This window comes from Klebsiella sp. 141203, assembly GCF_032601985.1.
Classification (GTDB): Bacteria; Pseudomonadota; Gammaproteobacteria; order Enterobacterales; family Enterobacteriaceae; genus Klebsiella; species Klebsiella aerogenes.
The window spans coordinates 34,740-57,978 of sequence record NZ_JAQIRL010000008.1 but is presented as its reverse complement, the minus strand read 5'-3'; the positions used below and the strand labels follow the sequence as shown (position 1 = coordinate 57,978).

Genomic DNA, 23,239 nt, shown 5'->3' with positions numbered 1-23,239 from the left:
GAAGACGCACAAAAACAAGTTTTGTACGCCTTCGTCCAGCGCCGATAACTAAAGATATTTCTTGAATGAAGCCGTGGTGACCGTGATAGCGACACCCAGCAATATGGCAGCAGGCAACAGCAACAGGTTGGGGTATACCGCCGTCGGCCAGGAAAGATACAGCATCATGGGTACCACGATCGCTGGTTTCACCATCTTTTTAGCATGGTGATAAACAAACGAACTTTCATAACCCGCCCCATAGCGCCGAAGATCCCTGCGTCCCAGCCCTTCAACCAGCGCAACCAGCACCACCATCAGAAACAGCGGGACTGACAGAACCAGTATGGTTACCCGCACCAGGGTAATCACGCATATCCATACGGTCGCCATCAGATATTCATGTAGATAGCCCGCGAGCCACCCACTCCAGTTGTTCAGATTACGGGTCAGCTCGTTATCGCTGCCCGTCTGCAGTACATTCTGCTGCTTTATCCAGCCAGTAAACCCACTGTCAACAAACAGCCACTGATACGCGACTGTTACCCATCGAACAACAGTCACAGAAGGCTCAGACAGCAACAGGCTACGGGTGAATTCTGTCGACAGCCAGCCCAGTTCGGTATTCATCACCGCCTCGCTGTGGGCTGCCCCCGCTTCCGGCCAGAAGAACGCTATGCCAGTGTACTCAATCAGCAGGCTCAACATCAGCGAACCCAGTAGCATGCCGATCAATGCCCAGGGCCAGCCCCAGAACACATTATAAAGCAAACCATGTGGCTTCTCCGGCCGGGACGGAGGAGGACTGGTACGCTGAGGTTCAGCCACGTTCACCTCCTGCTGGCACAATGACCGGCGCATCATTCCACCACGCTTCACCACTGTGATAATTCCGGCGCATTTCCTCGGCAATTTTCGCAATGCTCTGCGGCATCAGTTTATCATCCACATCGCCGGCAGGCAGCGGCATGCGGATTTTCCACAATTGCCCGCCTTCCAGCAGGGCGAATGCCTGCCCTTTCGGTAGTGTTACCACATCAGCCGGCTCCAGCAACGGCACCTTGACCGTCCCGACACGATCCTGCGTACTGGAGGTAAAATCCTGGCCCGCACTGATATCGGTATCCTGATGACCAGAGACCAGCGTCTTGGTGTAAATCTCCACCTGCGGCAGTTGCGTGGTCAGGAGTTCGGCGGTACGGTTCTCCCTGACACGTAACATAATCAGATTGTTGAAGTTGCCCTGGACCTGAGCCGTTTTAGCCGCATTGCCGATCCGGGCCTCAATATCCGATGAGGTCTGGGTGTAGGCCGTCACCTGCATGCCGGCGCCGCCCCCTTTGTTAATCAGCGGGATAAATTCATCACCCATCAGCTCATTGAACTCATCACAGTGCAGGTTAATCGGGACCTTGCTATCCCCCTCTCCCGGTAGCCCGGCCTGAATACCGTGCTTGTAGATATGACCCGCCACGCTCACCAGATCGGCAAACATGGAGTTTCCCACGGCGCTGGCCACTTCACTGTCGCTGAGTGCATCAAGGCCGATATACACCACGGCCTTTTTGCGGATTATCTGCTCCCAGTCAAAAATCGGTCGTGAATCGCTCATATCCAGATAGTCCGGTGCCAGCAACTCCGCGGTTTTCCCGGTTGTCAGTTTCTCCAGCAAAGGCAGCAGGGAAGCCACAATCTTATCAAAATAGGTACGGTCATAGCGTACTGCGCTACGCAGGCCATCCAGAATGGGATCATACAGCTGCTTCCCCTCTTCTGAACTGAGTGCCACCTCAATGGACCAGATACGCACCGCATCCGGCTGCCCCTGCATATTCCGTGGAACATCATCATCCCCCAGAACCTGCTCGTTATTCTGAATTTGTGCCTGTAACGAGGGAAGCTGCTCACGGATAACCTTCTCAGCGTAACGGATATACAGATCGGCAATATTATTCACATAGCGCATAATCAGCGTGTAATCCGGACGCTCCCCCAGTGCCACCAGAGCCCGGGCGATTATGTTGACGAACCGCCAGGCAAACTCGCGAAACGCCGCACTGTTCCCTTCGCCGGACAACTGCCCCGCCACGCGGGACGCCACTTCGGAAACACGACCAAAACGTCCTACTGCGTTATAGCGGGCGGAGATTTCGGGCCAGCCCAGGTGGAAAATATACAGCGCGTCGCCCCGGCCAGCACGGTGTGCTTCAGCCCAGACGCGCTTCATCAGATCGGCATCGCCCTTCGGGTCAAAAACAATGGTAACTTCACCGCGACGAATATCCTGGGTAACCAGCAGCTCTGCCAGGCGTGTTTTTCCCACGCGGGTAGTGCCATAGACGATGGTGTGCCCCACACGCTCCAGCAGCGTCAGCCAGACATCCTGCTCATTCGGCTCAATGCCATGCAACACCGGATTACCACCAACCGGCGGCAATGGGCGAACCGGGTTCAGGGGTGAATCCGTACGCAGCAGTTTTCCCAGCCCCGGAGCTGAATGCTCCGTCCTCATTTCCAGCCAGCGAGCGGTCTGATACAGCCAGCCCGGCTGCAGGTACTTCGCCACTTCCGGACGAAGCGTATCCTGCAGTCGCTGGGTGTGTTTTTGCGTCCAGCGAAACCCCCGCCCGAGAAACAGGCGCTGACGGCTGACCGGTATCTGTCCGGCGCTCATGACGTAGCGGGGGAGCCGGGTCAGATTGCGGCGATAACGAAGGATCTTCATCCCCTGCCGGGCACGCACAACGGATAACACTGCGAAGCCAGACGCGGTCACATAACTGACTGAAGGTGCCAGCGCCACAGCCCAGGGAGCCTGTACACAAACATATGCCGCCATACCGGCCACGACAGCAGTATTCAGCTCAACCGCCGGACGCAGCAGGGCTTCAATCACGTAGCGGTTACTCATTATCTTCCTCCCTGACGATACGGACGCCGCCCTTTGCCATGCGAACATGCGCCACCGCGCCACTGTGCCCCCTTCCCCTACGAGCGCGAACCGTCATAAACAGTTCGAGGCAAACGCTGATCACCAGAACAATTTTCATCAGCAGGTGTAATGCACGTATATCGTTTTCAGCTGCCTGTTCAAACGGTTCCGCCACTGTCGGGCAGTCAGTTTCCCTTGCTGCCATCACACGCCACTCATCCCCGCTCAGCGGTGCAACAGGGAATACGGCATTGTCCGTAGCGGCATCGATGCAGCGCCGCACCATAAAGCTCCCTTTCGGCGCGTTGCGCCAGCGGGCAGCCTCATATGTGTAATAATCCAGTCGCGATGTGACGCCCCCCTGATACGACAGGAAGGCCATCACCAGCATCACGGCTCCGGTCAGTAACGCCGGCCACAAAAAAAGTAAACGGGCGAGGCTGAGACAGCCGGTCCGCAGTAAACGCTGTAAAGAAAATGTCATACAGATGTCCTCTGAAAATATGAACAACCTGACAGCCAGCCATGTCGGCCGGCAAGCAGATCCAGCAAGCGCTGGCCGCTGATGATAAAAAGACGCGGAGAGGTGGAGCAGACCGCCCGACTCATGTTTCCGGTCCGCCCGGTGTGAATGAAAAAACCGCAGCAGGTACGCTGTTCAAGAAGCTGGTCAAAGTCGCGAATATGGGCAGGTGTAATCGCCCGGCTGTAGCGTTTGGCCTGGATCAACCAGCATTCGTCATCAATAATGACCTGTCCGTCAGTGCCGCCATCCCCGCTGTAAGACGCATTACGAACGACCGTCAGCCCCTGTCGTTCCAGCGCCAGCAACAGCAATTCCTCAAATACATAAGGGTTAATTTTGCGCAGGTACCGCATACGCTGGCCGTCCCCCGGCAGAGTGCCCAGTTTTTCCAGCACCCGTGCCGCCGCAGCCTGATAGCGACGGTGGCGACGAACGCTGGCTTTCTCCCGCTGGCGAAAGCTCAGACGCAGCATCACCATGATAAACAGCGCCGCCAGAAGCAGGGCCGGCAACGGGTTGACCAACAGCGCAGCACTCAGTTGCAGTGCGCTCATCACGGCCGCACCTGTCGGGACAATCCGGTATCGGTGATCAGCACCGGGTAATGCCGTAACTGTAAACGACGGGCCAGCTCAGAGCCGGATGCCGGCGCCATCGGAACACCGGGAGCCAGATCCCGCAATGACTCAACAGCCGACGCACTGTCAACACTGACAATCATGCCTGCCGCATGTCGGGCAATTAGCGCCTGCGCATTCTCCGCCAGCCAGTACCGTGACTGTTCGTCATCACCGATAAGGAAAAGCACACCAATGCCCGGCAACTGCAGCGGACGATCCTCCACCGTCCCCGGCGTCATCTCCGGCGTGCTGATCGGAAACATTGCTGCCATCGCAGAAACTGGCGGGGTTGCCGGTGACGCCTCCGGCAGGCCGGGTTGTTTATTAATGCCGTCAAAATAAGGCGTGGCATCCTCCCCACCGAGGTCAGCGAGGACGTTCAGTCCGGCATGGCCCGTCAGGGGCAGAAAAAGACACATCATTAAAAACAGTTTTTTCATCAGGGTTCACTCCCGGGCTCAGTCCAGATAAAACCAGGTTCAGGGGCGATGGCTGCCACTGTCTGCGGTAATAAAGAAGGCGGCAACAAAGAGGACTGGCGGGGCGTGCCGCTGAGACGGACAAGATGACGTTTCACGATAGTTTTGTATCGTGCTGCAGCTTGCCCACCCGCCGGATGGTGATAACAACCGGCCGCATCCAGCCAGCTACCCGGTTTACGCTCCCAGCACTCGCGCAGAATGCTGGCTGCAGCATTGAGGTTGGTGTACGGGTCAAACGCCGCCCAGGTCGACACAAAGTGATGCCCGTTCCAGCCCAGGTTTACCTGAGCCAGACCGACATCAATACGTTTAAGGGAATAGCGTGACATAAAAACCTGCAGTGCCCGCCAGGCCTCCAGACGGCTGGCGTAGCGGTATCCCTTACCCGCCACATTAATCGTCCACGGCCAGGGACGACTCACCGCAGGCAGATTTGTCTTCTGCCTGACCACCGCAGCAATTGATCGTGGCGCCATAGCGGTTTCCGTTAGCGAGACAGAATAGAGCGCTTCCGGCGGTACTCCATGCGCAACGGCCACCCGGATATATCCTTCCGGTACAGTCTCACTTGCTGCCGTTGCACTGCCACTTACAGCCAGCATCAGGGCGATCAGAATGCGGCGATATGCCATCCTTTTTCTCCCTGTTGCAGCAATACCGGCATCATTCCGTCGCCAAAGCGCAGCCAGCGGCCACCGTCATGGTTCAGCGTAATCTGGCGGGAACGGACTTTTTCCGCCGGGATACGGTGAGCACGGGCCCACTGGCGTAACTTTTCGTCACTCCCCTCACTGTCGACCAGGTAAATATCAACCGGACGATTGTCACTGAGCACCGCAGACAGCCGCGCATCGCAGGTCGGACAGTTCTTCGACTTAACGAACAACGCCAGACGCCCCCCGGTATCCCGGGCAACACCGGCAGCATTCCCCAGATTCACCGGCAGTCTGTCCGGATAAAGCCGTTGCCATGCCGTATTGATTTCCCGCTGGAAATCCAGTTCTTTTTGCGTACGGGCAAACTCCTCTTTAACCCATTTTTCCGCATACTGACGGCGCTCTGCCGGCGTGCGGGCCTCAATCCCCAGCGCCGAGAGTGGGTCCAGCCCCGGGGACTGAATCCCCCTGGGGCCATTCATCAGTTGCTGATACCGCTGGTAATCCTCCGGGCTTAGCCCCCATTCGCCAGCTTTCTGCTGCAGGGACTGCGTCTGGCTCTGTGTGGTTTGCGAGTTTTCAACGACGGAGATATCTGTGCCCGCCAGAGCCTGCGAACTCAGCATGACCAGCGCCAGAAAAGTCAGTTTCAATTGCATGATGGCTTACTCCACCTTAAGGGCAGTCAGGCGCCCGTTGACACGGAAAGTCGCTTCGCTGTAACCGGCACGAACCAGCGTCCAGCCGGAGACCGTTTCCCCTTCCCCGATAAGCGCTATCTGCGACAGGCTGTGGTAACCGCGGGGGGCCACCGCCGCCCAGGACTCCGCGCCTCGTCTTTCCACGCCGGTCAGCACAAACGGCGCATGACGTGCAACAACAGCCGTCGAACGGGGTTTAACGGGTAACTGTTTTTTGACTTCTGTCGGTGTTTTTTCCGGAACCGGAGTCGCAGCAGCCGGTACCGCTTTCAGGGCATTCAGCTGGTCAGCAAGCGCACTCAGCCGGGTCTCCATCTCCTGCTGCGCCTGTTGCAGCCGTGCTGCAGATGCCTGCAGAGTGGCCAGTTCCTGCGAGGGCCCGGTCCGGGCTTCTGTCTCTTTCTGTAGTGCGGCCACGCGCTGCTGGTTATCGGCCAGCCCGGCCTGCAGCGTTGAGACCTGCGACTGAAGAGTGGATAACATCGTGCTGGTTGTGGCTGTATTATCCTGTGCTTCCAGACGTGAAAGACGCGTATCCAGGTCAGTCACGCCGCTGACCAGCACGTACAATACAAAGCCGGCCGCTGCCATCATCAGACAAAGACAGACGCCGGCAACAGACCACCATGACCACAGACGCCTCTTTTCCCCGGCGGGAAAAGACTCAGTGATTTTCTTTTCGCTCATTTTTTCAGAAACCCTCCCGTAGCCGGGGTGGGTACCTTCCGGGGAACCTGGACAGGCGGTAACTGACTGGCCGGTAACTGATACCCGTCACGCAGACTGTGGCAGACCACTCGCTGAACATCATCAACCTCCAGTTGCCAGGCCGGGCCAGCCATCACCTGCAGTGCGGTACGCAGGCGCATGGGCCCCAGTTGATACTGCACGGCCGGTAGCGGCTGGCGATACAGCACGCCGTTTGCCGGTCCCGTGGCGCAAAGTGAATAGCCGGACTGCTTCAGGGTATAGCGCAGGGCATCCGCCACTGTCGGATGCAGGGATGACGGGATACGGATATCAATAATCTGCGACAGCGGATCTCGCTGGGCAGCCATCGGATCCGTGCTGACCAGCAGATAACGGTCATAACGCACCACCTCCGGCGTTCTGGCATATTCATCAGGCGCGACGGTCTGAACATTGCGGGTGACAGCCACGGAAGGCGTGGGTACAGCTGCTTCACGCTGTTGTAGTTTCTGAGGTGGAGAGGAGCAGCCGGCCAGTAAAAGCAGCGGCAGAACAACAGACAGGGTCTTATAACGGGGTTGAAATTTCATCCGGGGTTTCCTTTACAGTGATTAACAGGCCTCACTGTGCGAAATCCCCCCGCATTCACTCAATTAACAACTGATTTTCCACAGATGAAAAAAAACGCCGACCGTAAGGTCAGCGTTCTGTTTGTCAAATTACACCGGTTAATGTCGTGGAATCGCACCTTTAGCACCACGAAGCAGCCCTTCGGTACTCAGGTCCTCATCCAGTTCAGGCCAGTGGATACCATAACCAGCACCACACAGCTCCCAGTTTTGTCGCTGCTCAGTTGTACCAGCAGCAAGGCGCGGGAACCAGGCAACGGGCACAGAGATACTGCGTCCATCCATGAGATCAACCGTCAGGCGATCATCATCAATACAGACATTCATTACGCGAATATCATTCTCACTTTGTAAAGTAAGCATCCCAGGCCTCCCGGAGTGTTATCTGATATTCTTTAACCAGACGTTGTAATTCACGAAGCTCGTGCGAAGCAAATCCCACACTACGCGCGACACTGATATCATGTAACCATATTTTAGCGGTTGCATTGCCTTTATCAATATGGACATGCGCCGGTTCATTAGGTTCATGGCTGTATAAGTAGAATCGATAAGCGCCGATCCTTAATACTGTAGGCACAATATTCTCCCTGTCAGATTGCGTGTATGGTCACGTGATTAACGCCATAGCCACACCCGATAAAGGGGATGTCGTCGTCAAAATCCATCGGCATGTCGGCAGCAGAGCTTCCGGTTGACGACGGCCCAACCTGGGGCGGCTGACCACCTGATACAGGCTGCTGAGGTTGTCCCCATCCCTGCTGTTGAGAGCCCTGGTGTTGAGAGGAGGAGCTGCCCGAGTGCTGACGACTACCCAGCATCTGCATGCTACCGTTCACGTTGACCACCACTTCGGTAGAATAACGATCCTGGCCATGCTGATCCTGCCATTTACGGGTACGTAACTGGCCTTCAATATACACCTGTGAGCCTTTACGCAGATATTCACTGGCCACTTCCGCCAGTTTGCCGAACAGCACAACACGGTGCCATTCGGTCTGCTCTTTCATTTCGCCGGTTTGCTTATCGCGCCAGCTCTCTGAAGTCGCGATCGATAGCGTGGTCACTGCGTTACTGTTGGGCATATAGCGCACTTCAGGATCCTGGCCTAAATTTCCAACCAGAATGACTTTGTTAATTCCACGTGAAGCCATGATGCTCTCTCCTTATGCCCACTCACGTTGAGTCCAGGCACCAGTGGTGAACGCCTGAACCGCTTTTTTATGGGTACTGAAGTATTCTTCAGACTCACGGGAAACAGGTCCCTCATGATTTGCCGTACCGATATAATAACCGCGACCGCTTTTGAGCACCTGCAAAGGTAAAGTAAAACCGGACTCTGCTGCCAGAATTCCTGTTGAATTATTCATGATGTGTTTCCTTAATAAAGAAAACAGACCTCCCTGAAGGAAGGTCCGTTATTCAGGGAGGTGAGGGTAAAAATAACTCAGAAAGAATTTTCAGCGTATTCGGGCTGAGCAGTACCGTTCTGAGGCGGCATGGAGTCCGGTTTTTCAGTCTTATAAACCATATCCTGGCCTATTTTTATCCAGTCCACTTTTATTAAGCGGGCTTTCAGGCTGACACGCTGCTCGCCGGCATGATCGCCTTTGTTAAGCGTAAAGATATCCGTGGACGGATTACTTAAGGTGAAGCCGATAAGGACTTTTTTATCCTCATCAACGGCTTTCTGACAGCGACCAATCAGGCTGGTCGCTTCTTTGCCGGCAACGGAAACATCAAAGCGAACATATACCGGGTTATCCGTCGGACCACTCAGCGCGTTAATCACACAACTGAGAAAAGAGCCGTTCTGAAGATTGACCTGGCGAATATTGCTGAGATATCCCAGACCCTTAATGGTCAGGTTGAAATATTCCGTTTTGCCGGAAGCAGGATTATTTGCAGACATGATGTTTTCTCCATGGAGGTAAAAATAAGATACGACGGAGAAAAACATCTGCCCGGACGGGAGTGTATTTCCCGTCGGGGAGTCAGAATCAGCTAAATTCCGACTGTCTGGTGAGTCATTAAGAAACCTTCATCGCCGCGTCATAGTGCGCTTGTACTGGCGATATCTGCTTTCAAAGGTGCGCAGATGTACCACATTCGATATGCTCTCCCTTTCAGGCTGCGGGAGAATTCTTTTGCAGCCACCCGAAGGCGTTTCTCACAGACCGCTGAAACATTGGTGGTCGTAAAAACGACAATTAAGCACGACCATCATTAAACTGCCCGGCGAGAATGTCAACCAGAAACCAAATGAGGTGCTGCTGCGAGTTGCAGAATAAAAAAAGGCGCCGTTGCCGACGCCCTTATGGCCAGTACCAGAACCTGCGGTGTCTCATCATTCTCCGGGGATTAAGGACATTATCCCGACGCGGTTTTCACGGAGTGCATGCGTCTTGCAGGCCAGTCGGAACGTACAATTCACTGCCTGCCGGGCCTGGCTATCATCAGACCCCGTTAAAGTCCGTGACAGCCCCGTAGCCTGCGGGGTACCTTTGCATCAAAGCGGGTTTACAATAGCAGAACTTACTGCCCTGGTGTACCCAAAACCATTATTGCGGTGCAGAGAATTCCGCTGTCGTCTTTGCTGCCGTTTTTTTGCCCCGCGCGGTTTTCCGGCCCTTCCCGCCATTTTTCCCTGCAACAATACCGCTACACTCCGGATAACGAATACATCCCCAGAAATCACCATTCTTTCCCTTACGCTTGCGGGTCGGCCCCTTACAAACCGGACAGGGGGGTGTCACAGGCGCAGTAATTTTCACTGTATCACTTCGCCCTTTATCAACCAGATGGCGGGTCCACTGCAGCTGTTTTTGCATAAAGGTATCCAGCGGCATTTTTCCCTGAGCGATATCGTCCAGGGCCTGTTCCCACAGCGCGGTCATACCGGGACTGGTCAGCGTTTCAGGCAACGCCGCTATCAGTTCCCTGGCCAGCAGCGTGGCATGGATATGTTTGCCTTTTTTCTCCAGGTAATGACGGGAGAAAAGCGTCTCCAGCACCCCGGCCCGGGTCGCTTCGGTTCCCAGTCCCGCATTATCGCGCAGCACTTTTTTCAGCTTCGGGTCGCTGACAAAACTGGCAGCATTTTTCATCGCAGCAATCAACGTTCCCTCGGTAAACGGGGGAGGTGGACTGGTTTTTTTGTCTTCCACCGCTGCGCCATTGACAATACAGTTGTCACCTTTGTTTAACGGTGGCAGCGCCATGTCGGCATCGTTATCACTGGTATCTTCAGATTGCTCATTCTGATGGTCCTTCTGAAATAACAGTTTCCAGCCCGTGACAACATTGACTTTCCCTCTGGCCCGGAACAACTGCCCGCCTATGTTAAAAGAGGCGTCGGTCACATCAGACTCCTGCAACGGCAAAAACTGGGCAAAATAATGCTGTCGGATAAGCTGATAAACCTTCAGCTCATCCGCGCTGAGGCGCGAGAGATCAAATGCCTGGCGTGTGGGAATAATGGCATGGTGTGCCGTGATTTTTTTATCATTCCAGACCCGGGAGACAAACCCGCGGTCCAGTTGGGCCAGCACCGGTGCAACTGACGGATCGGATTTGGCGACGGCGGTCAGTACATCAGGAATTTCCTGCTGCATCGATGTCGGAAGATAACCGCAGTCGGTTCGCGGATAGGTCGTCGCTTTATGCGTTTCATATAATGACTGGGCAACAGCCAGCGTCTCTTTAGCCCCCATCCCAAATTTACGAGAGCAGACCTGCTGCAGCGTTCCCAGATCGAAGCAAAGTGGCGCCGGTGTTTTATCGCGCTTCTGATTCACGTCCAGAACCGTTGCACCTTTCTGCTGCTGGCAGAGTTGTCCAACGGCTTTCGCCGCCTGCTGATTCACACAGCGCTTTTCGTCATCGCAGTACTGCGTCGCCGCCTGCCAGGTCGCCCTGAAACGCACGCCGTCTTTCTCAAGGAGAGCCTGCACCTGCCACCATGGAACCGGGACAAAATCAGCGATTTCTTTATCACGGTTAACCACAATGGCCAGCGTCGGTGTCTGAACCCGCCCAACAGACAGTACATCGGAAACACCGGATTCACGAGCTATCAGAGTATACAAGCGGGTCAGATTCATGCCGATAAGCCAGTCCGCCCTGCTGCGCCCCAGCCCGGCGTCATACAGTTTTGCCGTATTTTCCCCGGGAAGAATACCGGCCAGCGCCTCCCGGACGCTGGCTTCGTCCAGCGCAGATAACCATAGCCGACGTACTTTGCCACGATATCCACAATACGCCAGCAGCTCACGGGCAATAACCTCACCTTCCCGGTCAGCATCGGTGGCAATAATCACCTCTCCGGCCTGCTTCAGCAGCTTACTGATAACCGTAAACTGATCCCGGGTCTGGGGTTTGACGACCATTTTCCAGTTATCAGGTAAAACCGGGAGCACATCGGCCCGCCAGGGTTTACCAAACTGTTCGCCATAAGCATCCGGGCTGGCCTGCTCCAACAGATGACCAATGGCCCAGGTGACGGTGATATTGCCACCGCTGATAAATCCCTGTCCCCGTTTACTGATGCCGAGAACCCGCGCAATATCTTTCGCCTGAGACGGTTTCTCACACAGATAAAGCTGCATGTCTCACCCCCTCTCAGCGCTTTTCGCTCTGGCGAACAGAGTGTTCCCGCAGAGGCGATGAAAAAGAAGATCGCTTTTTACCGGAGAAAATATCCGGATCGGGTTCACCCAACCGCGCCAGGGCCTCTTTCCCGCGGGCGGTCAGATTAATAATGTCACTCCGGTTAACCGCCACGGTGTAATAAGGCTGAATAGCCCCATAAACCTGTCTGACCGCATGTCCGCCTCTGTTGAGATATTGATCGCGCTGAGCGCGTGAAATCAGCCCATAATGGAAAGCCTGAAACGCTTTCATTGCCAGTTGGTCGTAACCGACCAGAAGCCATACGCACCGGTACCCCAGGGGGGAACGACTGTAAACGCTGATATTCAGAGGATGCGCAGACGCAATGTCAGAAAGCGTTATCCCTTTGGGAACAGCTGTCAGAATCACATCCAGTTCATTCACTATCGTACTGATCTTATTGGACGCCATGTGAAGCGTAGTTTCCAGCTTCACCAGTACCATATCAGCATAAGGGTTATCTGCTGCTGAATCCCGGGAAGCCACCCCGGCACGCTGAATGGCCTTTGGCATACTAATGATTTCAGGCCGTTTTTTCTCATGGAGACTACGGGAATTACTGTCACTTTGCTTACGCCCTTCCCATAATCTGATGGCATAGTGAGTATGAAGCTCTACCGAGAGTGCGGACTGTAGTGCGCCTGCCCGCGGTGAAGATGCTTCATTACCGACCTTCGCATCCGCGTTCTTTTTACCCTTTTCCATATATAGCCCCTTGCTGTTGCGATATCTCAGTCAGGGTTGAGATAGTCCCCAGCAAGAGGAAGCAGGACAATTGAAAACCAGATCGCCAGATGATGAAATTTTGATTTATCCATTGCCAGTATGTACCGCACGCTTTTTGACCACTGTTGGCAGTGCCAGCATCGTACACTTTTTGACCACTGCTGGCAGTGCCAACACCGTACACTTTTTGACCACTGCTGGCAGTGCCAGCACCGTATACTTTTTAATCATCGGGTATTATGTCTCAGTTGTTCCCGCAGACTGGTGACGTAATTCCTGACCTGCTCTTCAGAAGCTACCACAGGTCGCGGAGGCGCGGAAAAAGGCTGTTGTTCAGGTCGGCATGGTCGCGTCTGAGTCTCCGGCTGAACCGATTGCGGTTGCTTAACGGGCCTGAAAGTCCCTTCCCGGGCTTTTTTCATTACCGCCAGCATCCAGCCGAGCGGATTGTCTACTCGCTGCCTGGCCATCAGATTCTGCAGGGCAAACAGGACCTGTTGTGCCTGTTCTTCAGGAAGAGCCTGAAGCTGGCGAATCAACATCGCCTGGTCTTCCTGCGACACTACGGCTTTCAGCGCATCAGGCAACACAACCGGATTGTCCACATACGTTTTTTTATTCACACTGTGTGTGAAACTACGTACGTAATGGTTCGGTTTCCGAACTCTGTCGTAATCCACTGATTTTACTGGCAGTTCGGAATCCGAACTCTGTATTATTCGCATCGGATTCTGACTGAGTTCGGTTTCCGTACTCAGTTCTTGATGGTTGTTTTTTATTCGATTTACACTGAGTTCGGATCCCGAACCCGGCTTCGGGGTTAATAATGAGGAATGCTGCCGCGCTGCTAACTGACCGGCATTTTGTGGGCGACCCAGACGGGTTTCAAGCAGAGACAGATGGCTGTGATAGTGCCGCATGGTGGGATCGTTTTTAATCTCGTCCAGCACATCCCGGGCAGTCTGACTGACCGTCCGGTTTTTACTCAGGCAGGCATCGGCAACAACATCAAGAAAACGCGGGTCCAGTGATTCTGCATCCCGGAAAGTCAGGGGCTCGTCATGTTGCGCGTAGATATTGCCGCGAACCCGCCCTTTATCGTCGCGAACCCGCTTACACAGGCTGAGCCAGCCGGTTATTCGTAACATCAGCAACACCCGGCTAACGGTTTCACGGGAGGCTTTACCTTTACCCGGGGAAGCCAGTTGCACCTGCAGCTCATCATAACTGGGGAATATCGCGCCTTCATTATTCTGCGCATACAGGCGGATCATCATCCAGCCCATCTTATCAAGGGGGGAAAGCCGTGGATCCAGCAACAGCCTTCGGGGGATGGCATCATGCATGTTCCCCGTAAACAGCAGGCCGCTGCGTACCCGTCCGTCATCGAGCAGCGGATTAGCCACCAGACGGGCATTCATTTTTTCCAGCGTAAACGCTATCAGGCTGTCCGCAGGCAGCGTCATATCCTCTTCCTTATGATGGCTCCCATCAGGCCATTCTGTTCTGTCAGTATGCTTATGCCTGCATCCGCGTACAGATGCAGGGTAAACATACTATTTGCGGATCGCTGAGTTGTACCGCCCGTGACTCAGCAGTAACCAGGTTCTGCCCCCGTTACGACTGAGCAGACGCCAGAACGGACTAATATTAATCTTGACGTATCCACAGCCCCGGTCCTCAAGCCGGGTATAATTACGATCGCCACGATGATACTGACTGACCAGCCGTAAGGCTTTACGACAGCACTGCGATGGCACACCGGGAGAAGCCCACAGGTCGGGGCCAACGATTTTCATCCTCATGCACGCTTCCTCACTGAGGGTTTCGGGGACTGACCCACAGACCGGCGGGGTGCGGTTCTGTGCCATCCTTTCACAGCATGCCAGACAGAGGTAAGAGGGATATTCAGTTGCTCTGCGGCCAGCATCATGACGTCAAGCCCGTCCGGGCTTTCCACTTCTTCAACGCCTGATTTCTGCCACAGCCGCCAGATTTCTGCATTGTCTTCATCCCCGAGCGTATTGCCCCGTCCGGATCGGGCTTCGATACCGGCGATCCTGCGACGGGCCGCCACATCTGTACTGGAAAGCCCGAAAAATGTCTGCATCAGCTCTATCGAACTGCCCAGCGCCAGCGCCCGGTCGATGCGTTGCATGCGCTTTTGCTCCATTCTGGCCCGTTGCAGCATGCTGACCAGATTGCTGTGATCGATGCTGACGCTGACCACAGAAACTTCGCTGTTCGCGAGATAATGCAGCTCCTCAAGGGAGAGTCCCTGCAACATCTGCATCTCTTCTCGCTTGATCCCCAGCGACTCACAGCGACGGAGATAGCCACTTTTCAGATCCATCACCAGCTGCATCAGCAGCCCGTTGGCAGCCTGAGATAAACCACCGGAATTAGTCACTCAACACCTCCGGGAGACAAGATAAACAAAAAGATAAAGGGGACTATTAAGAAGTTACATGCTCCCCACACAAGGAAAACAACTGGCAGAACCGCCTCCCGGATGAAGAGAGCAAAATCATAGTCCCATTTCCAGAAAATAAAGCTGTAACCCAGCCAGCCCACATGACAGAGGAGTAATGCGGCCAGCGGAGGCAGGAACATCGCCCCCCAGATATACGTCCAGGAAACGTCCTCCAGGTAACTCACCATCATCCACAGCAGGACAGAAATGAAGCTGGCAACAGCCAGCCCCCGTAAAACGGCCCCGGAAAATGCCGGAACGACACCGGGATACATATCTGCGGCCAGCAGCCCCAATACCACACCGCACCACAGACAATGGGAGGTACCCGACAGCAACACCCGTTGATGCTTCGTCATGACGTACGTTCCTCCCGGTGACCAATGGCGGCCGTATTTTCACCTTCAACACCATGATGCAACCTGGCGTTCTTACCCGCCTCATAACCCCGGTGGCGGGCAATATCGCCTCCGCGGCAGCTTTTCAGTTCCCGGATGGTCGCCGCCTTCATATTCTGGTTATCCATCCAGCGGGTCATCAGTTGCGTTTCCCGTTCTGTAACCCGGAAAACCGTGATGACGCGACGCATGCCGTCAACCCACCCGGCACGAAAAAGCTCTGCCCGGTTTCGGCGGGTCGACAGCTTCAGCTTTTTACTCTGGGTTTTCAGGTATACCGCAGTGGCATCTTTCAACTGGCGGGTCAGCACATCAAAAGCATAAGCCGCCACGGCAGGCCGTTCACTGAAACCATAAAATGTTACGGTTCGTCGACAGTCGCCCGATGATGTATTGTGCCATGAGAAGTAAGGCCGACAGCCAAAGGCATGACCAACCGCCCATGCCAGACGGGTCATCCACTCAGGCACCTTTTCGGCCTCTGATGGCGCGCTCTGAGAGGCAACGTCACGAACTGACGAAAGAGTGGCGTCCAGCTCGCTGATACCATATTTTTCCATCAGGCGCTGCGCCCTTGAAAGCGCCAGTCCGGCTTCATGCGCATTGCTGTTGCTTCGGCTCAGTTCCAGCAGTTTCCTGACCAGACTGACCAGCCGCTCCTGGCGTTTGTCATTATTCATCATGCGCCTCCTCTACCGCCGTTACGCCACGCTGCAGCTCCCGCAGGCGGCGCATGACACGCATCAGCCTCAGCAGTTTTATGGCATTTTCATCATCAAGAACTGGCACATCCTGCTGTGCAGAACCGCCGATCAGCACAACATCCATCCCGGTTGTCGGACACTGTGCCGGACAACACCCCGCAAGGGACAAAAGGAAGGCGGCCGGTGCGCTGCAGCTGTCACCCGCAGCGCAATAGCCTGGCGACAGACTACTGGCGCGGTCTGGCAGGATTTCATCTTCACACCCCAGCTTTTCCCCCAGTTCCCACGCCATGATGAAGGCCATATTCTGCAGATGTTCGATATCATCCTGATAAGCCGGAACAGACCAGATCGCATCTCCGGCAATGTGACAGGCCGGATGCAGGGCCTCTCCCTCATCCTCCAGCCCCGGCGCCAGCATGGAGATAAGCGTCTCATCATTGTCCGGAGAAAGCCCCGGCCCCATGCCGTCACCCGAAATAACCGGGGAACCACCGTACATATCGGGCTGTACCTCTGTGCGCGGAAGAGACAAAGGTGCCTCTTTATTGTCCTCTGGCGATACCCGTAAATTTTCATCTTGCTGCGGCCATTCCTCCGTAACCGCTGGCGTGGCAGGCGGCGACTCAGTTAGTGCTTTCGGCAGGGCAAAATCTGGCTCGGGTGCAGTATCCTGAATGCCGTCAGTGAACGGTGATGGCACCACTCCCTGAAGACGGGTAGCCTCTTCTGGTTCGCCAAAGTGATAGCGCCGGTTACGCTCGCCAGGATCCAGTTCCATCACCCAGCGGTCATAATTCAGATCCGGATGCGGTAGCGCCAGCAGCAGATCACCAATAAATTCATCGCGGAACATTTCCGGTGACCACAGTTCGGGGGAATTAAACTTGCGGCAACATTCACCAAATACATCGGTAAAGCATTTATCGCTTCGTTCAGACAGAAGGCAAAACTGATCCCAGACTTTCTCCGCATCCTGGCGCAAGGCAAGCAATAGCCTGATTTGTGGAGCGCCAAGCCCGGATTCAAGGAGGTCCGGCATCCAGGGGAAGAGGTACTTCAGGGCATCTTCCATCCGGCTGATTGTCGAATTATGAACAGGCAGGCCTTCACTGGTTAACAAAGTGGATAATTCGCGCAGAGAAACTGATTTTCCCAGTTGTTCTTCATAGATAATCCGCGCCTTATGGATCCCCCTGGCCTTTTCAATAAAGGACAAATCGCCACGGACTTCATTCTCAGCAAGATGACCAATCACACACTGGAGCCTTCCGGGCCAGGGTTTCACGAGCACATGGATGCGGAAAAATCGCTCTTCCCCCGTTTCCTGCCACAGTTCCGTCAGTATCTGATAACGGGTGTTACCGCCATCACTGAAAATGTATTTATTCGGATCGCCATCCGGATCGCGGGTGACTTTTGGTACCGTGTCCAGCCCGCGGGCTTTAATTGACGCTTTTATCTCGTCATAACGTGGATTACGCGATGTTCGCGGGTTATCCGGGTTCGGCTCCAGCTGTTCAATCGTCAGTACCATCGGCATTTCAACCACCGGTGTACTCTCAACGCTCCCTGAGGCTCTGCGGCCCGGCTGGAGCATGGACGCCCCGATATTCGTGCGGTTACGGCTCATGCCCGACCTCCTGTCCTGTGGTACCCGAGGTCATATCCCCCTTCCTGATATTCGGAAAAAAGCGTATAGCGGCCGTCAAACTGCACTTTCACCGTTCCGGTTGGCCCCTGACGCTGCTTACCGATAATGATTTCTGCCACACCCGGCGTCATTGTGCCCGGGTTATACACCTCATCCCGGTAGATAAACATAATGAGGTCGGCATCCTGTTCCAGTGCCCCCGAATCACGCAAATCGCCGTTATTGGGACGTTTATCCGCCCGCTGTTCCACCTGACGATTGAGCTGAGAAAGCGCCAGCACGGGACACCCGAACTCCTTGCCCATCGCCTTCAGGGAGCGCGATATTTCGGCAATTTCCTGCGTCCGGTTTTCCTGTTCGGGGGAGCGGATCAGTTGCAGGTAATCGACCATAATGAGGGCGGGATTGCCGTACTTACGGACATAACGGCGGGTACGGGCGCGTAAGGTTGCCGGTGTCTGATAACTTGTGTCATCAATAATCAGACGATTGTTCCACTGAATAATCTCCTTCATAGCCTGTGAAAGACGGACCCATTCTTCATCACCCAGTGATGCACTACGAAGCCTGCTGAGTTCAACCCGCCCTTCCATAGACATCAGACGCATGGAGAGCTGTTCTTCCGGCATTTCCATGCTGTAGACAAAAACGTAATCATCCGGTTTTCCCCGTACAGCTGCGGCACATGTCGCCAGCGCCAGAGCGGTTTTCCCCATCGATGGACGTGCGGCCAGTAAAACCAGATCGCCCGGCTGAAGGCCGCAGGTCATCTCGTCCAGTTGACTGAAACCGGTTGGCGTACCGGTCAGACCATCCAGCGCCATCATGGCTTCAAGCCGGCTGACCAGCGTGTCCATGGCATCGTTTATGGTGGTTTCAGTACCTGCCTGCAGCATGCCCTGCTCAGCAATGCAGAACAGCTGGTTCTCAGCTACCTCCAGAACGTCAGAAGAACGCGCATTCAACGCCTGCACGTCAGTGACCAGCATATTGCCGACGCTCTGCAGCTTGCGTAGCCGGCTTTTTTCCGCCACCACCCCCGCATATGCCAGAATATTGGCAGCGGATGGCGTGTTCTTGCTCAACTCTGCCAGATAAGCAAAGCCGCCAACCTGCTCCAGCAAACCAGCATTCTCCATCCGGTCAGAGAGCGTAATCAGATCCAGCGGCAGGCTTTCACCGACCAGCTCAGCCATTGCCCGGTAAATGGCGCGGTGCCAGCCCACAAAGAAATCATCCGGTGCCAGCAATAAAACCACTTCATCCCAGCGGTCGTTATCCAGCATTAATCCGCCCAGAACGGCCTGCTCTGCTTCTGCCGAGTGGGGAATATTTGTTTTATCCATATCCCCTCCTCAGTCGAAATCTGGCGTGCAAGGGTGGCTCAGGAACTCAGGACAACAGGAACAAACCCCCAGTCCTGTTTCACGATTCACCTTAAGCCAGTAGCAGGTTTCACGGTATTCGTTCACGCAGGCGTTATTGTCTGTACAACCGCATCCAACACAGGTTGCTGGTTCAGTTCCAACGGGCTTATCGTCATAAGGCTGTCGCTCCAGAAGCTGCGTCAGAATGGCATTGATAGTCATGTTGCTCATGCTGGCACCTCCTGCAGCGCACACTCCAGTACTTTACGCAGGCGGGCAGACGCAACCAGAATCAAAGGCTCCCGATCGTAATACACCTCTCCATTCCCGCCTCCAGACTCCAGCAATGGCAGCCCGGCAGGTTCGGGGGATCCAATGGACATATCGCGAAGTTCTGATTCATTCCACAGGTTGTATATATCAATAAACCCCCTCGGAAGACCCCATTCCTCAGCCAGACGCTCGTAAATACGCTCATTTGCTGTTTCGTAATCAGGAGCATCAACAAACACATGAACCTCTTCATGCCCCTTGTATGTATCAGTGGAATAAGCAACGACACGCCAAATTTGATTACGGTTCATACGCGAACCTCCCGGGAAAGGACGTCATCAAAGAACGCTTTCCACTCAGGAAACAATTCGCAGGCAAGGCTGTGCATGGTATCTGCCGCCGCAGGTCCCTTACGTCGGGTTTTATATTCAAGCCGGTGAACCGGCTGTGACTTAACATGGCCCAGTTTGAAGATATCCAGTTGCTCAATACAGGTATCGAGCAGACTGAACATATTTCGCTCTCCCAATACACTGCTGTCATACAGCTTCTCGCTGATAATTTTTGAGAGACTGTCCATCGCCTCCCGGTCAAGAAGCGTATTTTCGAAGCAGTTCACGAGAATAGAGATGTCGGGCAGGTGTATACCGTAATTTTCGTAGGTTTTGAGGCGGGAAAACATATGCAGGGAACCGCGAATAAACTCGCGAACGTCGGGAAGTATGGGTTTCACAACGCCCATGACGCGGCCGGTTGACGCAAGTATAGAAAGCTCAGTCATCACCCCGGTAGCACCTTTGGAGTCGACAATAATTGCCCCATAGCGGGCAAAGGCAGGATGCTGAAGAATATTCCTTAAGCGGATACGACCGTCTGCCGCGTGTAGCATCGCTGTCGGCAGAAGTTCATCCGGATCGTTTGAATAAATAAGGTCCAGATTATCAATTGAGGTCTGAGAAATAGCCTGAACTGGGTCGGGGATCGTCTGCATGAGAAGCTCATACAGTCCGAACGGCGCTTCTTTATTAAGAGCAAAAATGCTGCTGGCCGTTGGCTGGGTCCAGTCGGCATCAATAAGAAGTGTCTTCACACCAGCATCGGCAAGAAAACCAGCGAGGTAAGCAGCGAAAGTCGATTTACCTTCACCGCCTTTTGGGGAAATAACGGGTAAAATTTTCATAGTTTGTACGTTCACTCATGTAACGTACAAACGCTCTTTTACATCCGATTAACACCTGCGAAGGGATTGAAAATCCCCGTGTCCTTGGTTCGATTCCGAGTCCGGGCACCACTATTTAAAGAACCCGCCCAAAAGGCGGGTTTTTGCTTTTCTGCGACCGGACTCTCCATCGAACTGCGTTCGATTATTCGCCGCAACGCGGCTCACCCCTTCGGGGCCAGCGCGACAAGCGCGCTGTTCAACGTCGACTGCATACCGTAGGCCTGATAAGCGCAGCGCCATCAGGCATTCAATGTCCATCGCTTATGGTATTCTCCAATTATCTCACTTCATCCGACGATATTGACAGCCTTTCCTCTACCCTGAACACGGTTTGTACATGACAAAAATGAACCTGAATGAACTTAACAGCTTTATCACGGTTTACTTCGGGCAGGATTATGACCTTATCGATGATAGTGATGAGATCGCCCCCAAAATTGACGCATTTATCGCCGATAGTCATCTCGCCATGAAGTATGGTCTTATCGCAGACATTGACCTTCTGCTGAAAGAAGCAGATAACCCGGAAGAGGAATTCAGGATGCGCTATGGTTCAGACTTTGACCCTCACCTGTGGGGAACAGATGCCCTTAGCTTCCTGAAACGGGTAAGAGATAGAATTAGTCATTCCCTGAATGAGGCGGAGCCGACAGGCCATCAGTAACCCGCGGCTTCCTCACCACACTATCGGTTTGGTCTGATTCAGCAAGATGTCGCTGAAAACGCTAGCGCCGCGTCGCTTTCTTCTTAGCGGGAAGGCGGAACACTTCCCCATTCGGCTTGGCAATTCCCATACGGTACTGCGTTTCTCTGGCTGCCTTGTGGATGTCAGCAAACTCTTCTTTACGCGCCGGCGGCAGCTTCGCTTTTTTCAGGCATTTATTGCGGTGCATCCTAATCCATTCACGGTCATTATCATCGACACACGTCTGCATCACATCCACCCAGCGCGAAGCGGCCCGACGGTACAATCCACGGGCTTCCAGAGACTCGGCAATACTGTCCTTGATCATTCGATAATTTCTCTCACATATGCTAGCTAATTTGCGTATATAAATATAACCACGCCATCCGAAGAAATAATGAAAGAAAACCCCGATAATTTGATCCACGATAAATCTATGCCAGCTCAATATTGAGGACATTTATAATATTAATTGCTGTGTGCATTAAAACTGCCGAAGCAGTAAGTACTTCCAAAGAGCATTTTTATCATATACCGCGGATTATCATCTGAGTTATTCCTGAACTACGGTTATACCTATCAATGATTGATTAAATTAACATAATACCGTTGTTGAGTAGCTTGTAGTAGATACCTTACTCTGTATTCATTTCCCTTTTTATCGCTTCTGCGCGGGACACTCCAGCAGTCTATTTTTAAAGATAAACAAACAGGCCTCATTAAAGTTGGCCAGTCCCAGACGTTCATAAAGCTCAATGCGTTTACGATACAGGCTTTTCACTGAAGTATTAAGCACCCCGGCAATTTGATCCATGGTCATTCCGGCCCTGAGCAAAGTCAACGTCATATGTTCCTGTGGTTTCAGGCTGAAATTCTTGAGCCATTCTCGGGTCAGCCGCTTACTCTTCACATCAAGAAACAGGCTAAATAAATTAGCCATATCCGTAGGCGTCAAAGACATGTTGAGAAACCACTTTAAGCTCAGCAAATGCTCTTCCCGATGGCGCATATCAAGCATAATACAGCAGATACGTTTACCCGCTTCCGCTGCGCCAGGAATAAGATAATCATAAAAACAAAGCGGTGCCCGACTATCCACCAGCACCGAAAACTCCTCGGCATCACTCTCAAAAAGCTTATGCTCAATCGAATGTAACTGGATGATATCTGGAAAGAAAATTCTTACCCCTTCAAAGAGATAGTGATCCTGAGTAACTAAAAACATTGTCGTTGCCACAAATCATCCCTTTAACAATAAAGCAACAAAACCCCTCCAGGGAGAATATGCACAGCGCCTGGTGGCGTGCTGACTATGGCGAGCAAAATAAAGCATGTGTTTGTCGTTTTAGTAAACCTCCAACCTCTCCATCTATAGTGAATGCTCCACTCCACGACTCTTACGTCATTTCCTAATTATCTGCCCTTCGGCTAATTATAAATAAAAAACTCGCACAAAAAAGAAGCTTTTCCACTATTGAGAATTTTTGTCAAAAATCGTCTTAAATATCTACAGCAACAGCCTAACATTATGCATGGAAAAGCGAACCAAAAACATTAAAACAGAATTTCGGACTCACCTTAACTTATTCCAATTCAGTTAGTTATGCGTAACATCAGACAATTAATTATTGTATAAAAGGACAATTTCCAGATTTATCTTAAAACCACAGGTCTATTATTTGACATATTTTCAGGCAAACATATCAGGTGTACATTAATCGCCACCCCGTTATCGCGAGGAGATATTTTATTACCTTAAATAAGTAATCGCAGCCGCGTACCGTCAGGTAAAAACTCATTACCCCATCCTTTTGCATTCAGCTAAAAGGCCGACGTGTTGTGCAATGGATT

29 protein-coding genes are annotated in these 23,239 nt (G+C 53.4%); 1 reads left to right on the top strand and 28 read right to left on the bottom strand.

Annotated elements, in window-relative coordinates:
* Window positions 1–48 precede the first annotated feature (48 nt).
* The 26 genes from PGR29_RS22950 to PGR29_RS22830 form a co-directional block, all read right to left on the bottom strand.
* Window positions 49–807: a TIGR03747 family integrating conjugative element membrane protein gene (locus tag PGR29_RS22950; RefSeq protein WP_316425388.1), complete on the bottom strand. Its 759-nt coding sequence runs from the start codon at window positions 805–807 to the stop codon at window positions 49–51.
* Complete coding sequence (traD, locus tag PGR29_RS22945) at window positions 800–2,890, bottom strand: type IV conjugative transfer system coupling protein TraD (RefSeq protein ID WP_316425387.1); 2,091 nt, start codon at window positions 2,888–2,890, stop codon at window positions 800–802. The genes PGR29_RS22950 and traD overlap by 8 nt, the downstream gene beginning before the upstream one ends.
* On the bottom strand, window positions 2,883–3,395 hold the full coding sequence (locus tag PGR29_RS22940) for a hypothetical protein (RefSeq protein WP_316425386.1): 513 nt from the start codon (window positions 3,393–3,395) through the stop codon (window positions 2,883–2,885). Before PGR29_RS22940 ends, traD begins: the two co-directional genes overlap by 8 nt.
* Window positions 3,392–3,991 carry a restriction endonuclease gene (locus tag PGR29_RS22935; protein ID WP_316425385.1) on the bottom strand — a complete coding sequence of 200 codons (600 nt, stop codon included), beginning with the start codon at window positions 3,989–3,991 and terminating at the stop codon, window positions 3,392–3,394. Before PGR29_RS22935 ends, PGR29_RS22940 begins: the two co-directional genes overlap by 4 nt.
* Window positions 3,991–4,497 (bottom strand): integrating conjugative element protein, encoded by a 507-nt coding sequence (locus tag PGR29_RS22930; RefSeq protein WP_316425384.1) that lies wholly within the window; start codon window positions 4,495–4,497, stop codon window positions 3,991–3,993. The genes PGR29_RS22935 and PGR29_RS22930 overlap by 1 nt, the downstream gene beginning before the upstream one ends.
* Window positions 4,497–5,171, bottom strand: a complete 675-nt coding sequence (locus PGR29_RS22925) for a transglycosylase SLT domain-containing protein (protein WP_316425383.1) — start codon at window positions 5,169–5,171, stop codon at window positions 4,497–4,499. Before PGR29_RS22925 ends, PGR29_RS22930 begins: the two co-directional genes overlap by 1 nt.
* Window positions 5,150–5,854, bottom strand: a complete 705-nt coding sequence (locus PGR29_RS22920) for a TIGR03759 family integrating conjugative element protein (RefSeq protein WP_198894030.1) — start codon at window positions 5,852–5,854, stop codon at window positions 5,150–5,152. Before PGR29_RS22920 ends, PGR29_RS22925 begins: the two co-directional genes overlap by 22 nt.
* Before the next feature lie 6 nt (window positions 5,855–5,860).
* The gene (locus tag PGR29_RS22915; RefSeq protein ID WP_316425382.1) at window positions 5,861–6,583 is read right to left on the bottom strand and encodes a hypothetical protein; all 723 of its coding nucleotides are present in this window, start codon (window positions 6,581–6,583) and stop codon (window positions 5,861–5,863) included.
* Window positions 6,580–7,176 carry a PilL N-terminal domain-containing protein gene (locus PGR29_RS22910; protein WP_032191377.1) on the bottom strand — a complete coding sequence of 199 codons (597 nt, stop codon included), beginning with the start codon at window positions 7,174–7,176 and terminating at the stop codon, window positions 6,580–6,582. Before PGR29_RS22910 ends, PGR29_RS22915 begins: the two co-directional genes overlap by 4 nt.
* Before the next feature lie 138 nt (window positions 7,177–7,314).
* Window positions 7,315–7,578, bottom strand: coding sequence for a DUF2442 domain-containing protein (locus PGR29_RS22905; RefSeq protein ID WP_032191376.1), 264 nt, complete (start codon window positions 7,576–7,578; stop codon window positions 7,315–7,317).
* Entirely contained in the window at window positions 7,559–7,795 is a 237-nt protein-coding gene (locus PGR29_RS22900; protein ID WP_316425381.1) for a DUF4160 domain-containing protein, read from the bottom strand. Before PGR29_RS22900 ends, PGR29_RS22905 begins: the two co-directional genes overlap by 20 nt.
* A gap of 13 nt (window positions 7,796–7,808) precedes the next feature.
* Complete coding sequence (locus tag PGR29_RS22895; protein ID WP_316425380.1) at window positions 7,809–8,369, bottom strand: single-stranded DNA-binding protein; 561 nt, start codon at window positions 8,367–8,369, stop codon at window positions 7,809–7,811.
* Between the two features lie 12 nt (window positions 8,370–8,381).
* Complete coding sequence (locus tag PGR29_RS22890; RefSeq protein WP_032191374.1) at window positions 8,382–8,585, bottom strand: hypothetical protein; 204 nt, start codon at window positions 8,583–8,585, stop codon at window positions 8,382–8,384.
* 77 nt (window positions 8,586–8,662) lie between these two features.
* Window positions 8,663–9,127: an STY4534 family ICE replication protein gene (locus tag PGR29_RS22885; RefSeq protein WP_032191372.1), complete on the bottom strand. Its 465-nt coding sequence runs from the start codon at window positions 9,125–9,127 to the stop codon at window positions 8,663–8,665.
* A 649-nt stretch (window positions 9,128–9,776) separates the two neighbouring features.
* On the bottom strand, window positions 9,777–11,822 hold the full coding sequence (locus PGR29_RS22880) for a DNA topoisomerase III (RefSeq protein ID WP_316425379.1): 2,046 nt from the start codon (window positions 11,820–11,822) through the stop codon (window positions 9,777–9,779).
* Between the two features lie 13 nt (window positions 11,823–11,835).
* Entirely contained in the window at window positions 11,836–12,591 is a 756-nt protein-coding gene (locus PGR29_RS22875) for a PFL_4669 family integrating conjugative element protein (RefSeq protein WP_194515951.1), read from the bottom strand.
* Between the two features lie 248 nt (window positions 12,592–12,839).
* A complete protein-coding gene (locus tag PGR29_RS22870) occupies window positions 12,840–14,078 on the bottom strand; it encodes an STY4528 family pathogenicity island replication protein (protein WP_316425378.1) in 1,239 nt (412 codons plus the stop codon).
* Window positions 14,079–14,168: 90 nt separating this feature from the next.
* Window positions 14,169–14,411, bottom strand: a complete 243-nt coding sequence (locus PGR29_RS25005) for a hypothetical protein (protein ID WP_431193887.1) — start codon at window positions 14,409–14,411, stop codon at window positions 14,169–14,171.
* Window positions 14,412–14,413: 2 nt separating this feature from the next.
* Complete coding sequence (locus PGR29_RS22865; protein WP_395166239.1) at window positions 14,414–14,977, bottom strand: DUF2857 domain-containing protein; 564 nt, start codon at window positions 14,975–14,977, stop codon at window positions 14,414–14,416.
* Window positions 14,978–15,018: 41 nt separating this feature from the next.
* On the bottom strand, window positions 15,019–15,444 hold the full coding sequence (locus PGR29_RS22860; protein ID WP_316425376.1) for a hypothetical protein: 426 nt from the start codon (window positions 15,442–15,444) through the stop codon (window positions 15,019–15,021).
* Window positions 15,441–16,163, bottom strand: a complete 723-nt coding sequence (locus PGR29_RS22855; protein ID WP_316425441.1) for a DUF2786 domain-containing protein — start codon at window positions 16,161–16,163, stop codon at window positions 15,441–15,443. Before PGR29_RS22855 ends, PGR29_RS22860 begins: the two co-directional genes overlap by 4 nt.
* On the bottom strand, window positions 16,156–17,820 hold the full coding sequence (locus PGR29_RS22850) for a ParB family protein (RefSeq protein WP_316425375.1): 1,665 nt from the start codon (window positions 17,818–17,820) through the stop codon (window positions 16,156–16,158). The genes PGR29_RS22855 and PGR29_RS22850 overlap by 8 nt, the downstream gene beginning before the upstream one ends.
* Entirely contained in the window at window positions 17,817–19,187 is a 1,371-nt protein-coding gene (gene dnaB-PI, locus PGR29_RS22845; RefSeq protein WP_316425374.1) for an SPI-7-type island replicative DNA helicase, read from the bottom strand. The genes PGR29_RS22850 and dnaB-PI overlap by 4 nt, the downstream gene beginning before the upstream one ends.
* Before the next feature lie 9 nt (window positions 19,188–19,196).
* Window positions 19,197–19,439, bottom strand: coding sequence for a hypothetical protein (locus PGR29_RS22840; protein ID WP_198894040.1), 243 nt, complete (start codon window positions 19,437–19,439; stop codon window positions 19,197–19,199).
* A complete protein-coding gene (locus PGR29_RS22835) occupies window positions 19,436–19,792 on the bottom strand; it encodes a hypothetical protein (protein ID WP_316425373.1) in 357 nt (118 codons plus the stop codon). Before PGR29_RS22835 ends, PGR29_RS22840 begins: the two co-directional genes overlap by 4 nt.
* Window positions 19,789–20,661: a ParA family protein gene (locus PGR29_RS22830; RefSeq protein ID WP_201996962.1), complete on the bottom strand. Its 873-nt coding sequence runs from the start codon at window positions 20,659–20,661 to the stop codon at window positions 19,789–19,791. The genes PGR29_RS22835 and PGR29_RS22830 overlap by 4 nt, the downstream gene beginning before the upstream one ends.
* Before the next feature lie 379 nt (window positions 20,662–21,040).
* Between PGR29_RS22830 and PGR29_RS22825 the strand changes: the two genes are divergently transcribed.
* The gene (locus PGR29_RS22825) at window positions 21,041–21,367 is read left to right on the top strand and encodes a contact-dependent growth inhibition system immunity protein (protein WP_087859251.1); all 327 of its coding nucleotides are present in this window, start codon (window positions 21,041–21,043) and stop codon (window positions 21,365–21,367) included.
* A gap of 61 nt (window positions 21,368–21,428) precedes the next feature.
* Here PGR29_RS22825 and PGR29_RS22820 read toward each other — a convergent pair whose 3' ends face one another.
* Together PGR29_RS22820 and PGR29_RS22815 are read right to left on the bottom strand one after the other, a co-directional pair.
* Entirely contained in the window at window positions 21,429–21,716 is a 288-nt protein-coding gene (locus PGR29_RS22820) for a PerC family transcriptional regulator (RefSeq protein WP_020079839.1), read from the bottom strand.
* A gap of 330 nt (window positions 21,717–22,046) precedes the next feature.
* A complete protein-coding gene (locus PGR29_RS22815; RefSeq protein WP_020079840.1) occupies window positions 22,047–22,613 on the bottom strand; it encodes a helix-turn-helix transcriptional regulator in 567 nt (188 codons plus the stop codon).
* Window positions 22,614–23,239 lie beyond the last annotated feature (626 nt).